Here is a 2,915-nt window from a genome sequence, read left to right as displayed (position 1 = left end):
GCGCGGCCGCGCCCACGGGCGGCGGCCCGGTGCGCGCGGCGCGGATCCCGATCCCCTATGCCAGCACCGGGCTGGAGCGCGTGATCGGCCAGGACGCCGCCGGCCTGACTCAGCTGTTCGGCCCGCCCGACGCCGACCTGCGCGAGGGCACCGCCCGCCGGTTGCAGTTCTCCGGCCCGATCTGCGTGCTCGACACCTATCTGTACCCCGGGACCAGGGCCGAGCCGACCGTCACCTATCTCGACGCGCGCGAACCCGACGGCAGCCCGATCGATCGCGCAAGCTGCGTCGCGGCGCTGACGCGGCGCGGGGCGGCGCGGTGACGGCCGCCGCCGGAACGGCTCCCGTTCCCGGTCGACGGGCGACCGGGTCAGGTCCTGTCGCCCTGGGACCTGTCGCCTTTGGACCTGTCGCTCTAGGGAACGTCGACCGGCATCAGGATCGATACCCGGAAGCCTTGCCCGCTCCGGCCCTGCGTCCTCGCGATCGTCGCGCCGAGCACCACGCCCAGCTGTTCGAGCAGCCCGCCGCCCTGCCCGGCGCGATAGTGCTCGACGCGGCCGACGCCGTCGTCCTCGACGACCAGTTCGACCGCGCCGTCGCCGGCGGCGAGGCCGACGGCGATCGTGCCGCCCGCCTCCGCCGGATACCCGTATTTCAGGGCGTTGATGACCAGCTCGCTGGCCATGAGCAGGAGCGCGCGCCTGACGTCCGACGGGAGCAGGACCACCCCCGCAGACACCGTGATCGCGACCTGCCTCGACCGGCCGAAGATGTCGGCCAGCCGGGTGGCGATCTCCGTGAGCAGCGCCGCGCAGGGCACGCGTGCCTGCGCGTCGTCGTCGACGCCGAGTTCGTCATAGGCGCGCGACAGGCGCCTTGCCCGCATCGTGACCTCCGGCGGCAGCCCGCGCCGGGACGGATGGTCCGCCACCGTGGCCAGGGATGCGGTCATCTGCGCCATGTTTTTCGCCCGGTGGATCGCATCCGCTCGCCATAACGGAGCGTATTCGCTTCTGGAGACTGGCGCCGTGGCCGGCATCGGCAGGCGGGTCGGCGCGAACAGCTCCAGCAGCATGGTTTCCACCGCCGTACCTGGCGGTTGCCCCGTGGCGTCCGGCAGGGAGATGGTCTCAGTGCGCATATGGCCCCCATGCCTTGCTCGCCGCGCCTGTCCCCGTTCCGTCGGGGTGCGCTGCGTCCAGGCACGACTCCTAGAGCCCGTGCGGTCGCGATTGTTCGCTCACGTTAAGGATTGCCCGCAATCGTACGATCGATTGATCCGCCATACACCGCGACAGTATCGCCGCGACACCGTGACGGTCCGAACCAGTATTACACTTGTATTGCGCCGGACTCCGAAAGAACAGGGTCGCTCACGTCATCTGGCGCAGGCGACGGTGCAGGTAGTTCTCGTCGAACCCGGCGATCGCGACCAGCTTGCCGGCGTCTATGATCGTCACGCTGCCCCGGCTTAGCGCCATGGCGCCCGCCAGCCGGAGTTCCTTCAGGACGCGGTTGATGTGGACCGGCGTCATGCCGAGCGCATCGGCGAGGACGATCTGCGACAGCGGCAGGGCGAAGTCCCCGTCGTCCGTCAGGCCGATGGTGCGCGCGCGCAGGTACAGCTCGCAGATCAGATGCGCGACGCGCTCGACCGAGCTTCGCCGTCCCATGCTGACGATCCACGCCCGCATGATGCCCTCGTCCACGAGCTGGGCCGTGTACATGCCGCGGGCGATGTTGGGATGATCCTGCATCATCGTCTGCATCTCGGTCCGGGACACGGTCGCGACGCGCGCGGGGGCGACCGCCTGGATGCTGTGGTCCATCTCCGCCAGCAGCTTGATGTGGAGGTCGCAGGCGTCCCCCGGCATCAGGAACGCCATGATCTGGCGCGTGCCATTGGGCAGGATCTTGTAGCGGCACAGCCACCCCTCCAGCACCACCAGCATGGCGCCGGTCTCGTCGCCCTCCCGGATCAGGTCCTTGCGCGCGGCATAGTTGCGCGGCCGCGCGGTGGCCGCCTCGAGCGCGACGATGTCGCGGGCCGTCAGGTCGACCAACCCGCTCAGTTTCTGGACAAATCGATTGGCCATGGCACATTCCTATCGTTAACCCTCCCCCTGTAACATTGCCAAAAAACATTGACGATTGTTATTATGCATTAGGATGTTTTCTCGTGATGCCGGTAAGGCCAGTTCCATCGTCGACACGTTGAAACAGGCGCCGGCGGCTGAGAGATGACGGGCTCTCGCCTGCACCAGGGTGCTGTCCATGCCTTCCAATGACAACGATCTCGCTGCTCAGGGCATCACGCCGCCCCTGCCCGATCCGCACGGCCAGGCCGCGCTGCTGCTGGTCGAAAGCCTGATCCACGGGCTGCTGGCGCGCTCGATCATCACCCTTGGCGACGCGATCGACATCGTCGAGACCGCGGACAGCGTACAGGTCGAGGTCGCGGAGGCGGCGGATGGCGCCGGTGCGCCGATGTGGCGGTCCCATGCGCTGCTGACCGCCATGATAAGTTCGCTGAAGAGCGACAGCGACGACGACACGGCGCCGCTCCAGCCCGTTCCGTAAGGGCGGACGAGGATCGGACGGCGCCGGCACCGCGCGATGCCCGCCGCGTCGCGATGATGGATTACCCATGATGGCTTGATGGGCTGTTCCGCCGCACTGGCTCCGCCCTGTTGGATCCACCCCGTTGGATCTGGCGCCGGCACGCCGGGCGCACCACGGCCCGCATGGACGACGTTGACGACGTTTGCCTAACCGGCGCCTGTCCGGCATCTGCCCCGAGTCTGGCCTACCCGCCCCATTCCGCGCGCACGGCGGCATCCTTCTCCACCGCCAGCCGCGCCTCCCGCCCGGCGGCCCAGCGCGCCGGGTCCAGCCGGCCGAGCGCCCACGCC

Annotated in this window: 4 protein-coding genes; 2 read left to right on the top strand and 2 right to left on the bottom strand. The window is 69.0% G+C overall.

Features of this window, described 5'->3' with window-relative positions; translation table 11 throughout:
* On the top strand, nucleotides 1-323 hold a 323-nt coding region (locus HUV01_RS14515; protein ID WP_174298914.1), incomplete at its 5' end, for a hypothetical protein.
* A gap of 92 nt (nucleotides 324-415) precedes the next feature.
* Here HUV01_RS14515 and HUV01_RS14510 read toward each other — a convergent pair.
* Together HUV01_RS14510 and HUV01_RS14505 are read right to left on the bottom strand one after the other, a co-directional pair.
* Complete coding sequence (locus HUV01_RS14510; protein WP_174298913.1) at nucleotides 416-955, bottom strand: ATP-binding protein; 540 nt, start codon at nucleotides 953-955, stop codon at nucleotides 416-418.
* A 421-nt stretch (nucleotides 956-1,376) separates the two neighbouring features.
* The gene (locus tag HUV01_RS14505; RefSeq protein WP_174298912.1) at nucleotides 1,377-2,099 is read right to left on the bottom strand and encodes a Crp/Fnr family transcriptional regulator; all 723 of its coding nucleotides are present in this window, start codon (nucleotides 2,097-2,099) and stop codon (nucleotides 1,377-1,379) included.
* A 178-nt stretch (nucleotides 2,100-2,277) separates the two neighbouring features.
* Here HUV01_RS14505 and HUV01_RS14500 point away from each other — a divergent pair, with 178 nt between their 5' ends.
* Nucleotides 2,278-2,583 carry a hypothetical protein gene (locus HUV01_RS14500; protein WP_174298911.1) on the top strand — a complete coding sequence of 102 codons (306 nt, stop codon included), beginning with the start codon at nucleotides 2,278-2,280 and terminating at the stop codon, nucleotides 2,581-2,583.
* The last annotated feature ends 332 nt before the right edge of the window (nucleotides 2,584-2,915 follow it).

The sequence above is a fragment of the Sphingomonas bacterium genome (assembly GCF_903643035.1).
Taxonomy (GTDB): Bacteria; Pseudomonadota; Alphaproteobacteria; order Sphingomonadales; family Sphingomonadaceae; genus Sphingomonas.
The sequence above is the reverse complement of the archived record's forward strand: the minus strand, read 5'-3'. Positions and strand labels throughout refer to the sequence as shown.

What these genes read in the sequence shown, in the direction of transcription:
- HUV01_RS14510 (WP_174298913.1), bottom strand. Translation starts at nt 955, where the DNA reads ATGACCGCATCCCTGGCCACGGTGGCGGACCATCCGTCCCGGCGCGGG.
- HUV01_RS14500 (WP_174298911.1), top strand. Translation starts at nt 2,278, where the DNA reads ATGCCTTCCAATGACAACGATCTCGCTGCTCAGGGCATCACGCCGCCC.
- HUV01_RS14505 (WP_174298912.1), bottom strand. Translation starts at nt 2,099, where the DNA reads ATGGCCAATCGATTTGTCCAGAAACTGAGCGGGTTGGTCGACCTGACG.